Origin of the sequence: Nocardia sichangensis, from assembly GCF_047200615.1 — a bacterium.
GTDB lineage: Bacteria > Actinomycetota > Actinomycetes > Mycobacteriales > Mycobacteriaceae > Nocardia > Nocardia sichangensis.
Genome location: NZ_JBJZOK010000146.1, coordinates 1 through 436, shown reverse-complemented (window position 1 = coordinate 436; position 436 = coordinate 1). Strand labels below are relative to the sequence as shown.

The 436-nt window shown below is 67.4% G+C and carries 1 protein-coding gene; it reads left to right on the top strand.

Translation table 11 applies throughout. The features are described from left to right. Window positions 1-436: AMP-binding protein (locus tag ACL03I_RS39525; RefSeq protein ID WP_412808676.1), on the top strand; the 436-nt coding region annotated here is incomplete at both ends.

Genomic DNA, 436 nt, shown 5'->3' with positions numbered 1-436 from the left:
CGCCCAACGAGCACCGGCATTTCGAGATCATCGAAAAATACGGCGTCACCATCTATTACACGGCGCCGACGCTGGTCCGAACGTTCATGAAGTGGGGCAGGAACATTCCCGACAGCCATGATCTGTCGTCGCTGCGCCTGCTCGGTTCGGTCGGCGAACCCATCAACCCGGAGGCGTGGCGCTGGTACCGCGAAGTCATCGGCGCGGGCCGCACGCCCATCGTCGACACCTGGTGGCAGACCGAGACCGGCGCCATCATGATCTCCCCCCTGCCCGGCGTCACCGCCGCCAAACCCGGCGCGGCGATGACTCCCCTGCCGGGTGTCTCGGCGCGGGTGGTGGACGAGGACGGCGGCGAACTCGGCCGGGACAGTTCCGGTCTGCTCGTGCTCGACGAGCCGTGGCCGTCGATGCTGCGCGGCATCTGGGGCGACAA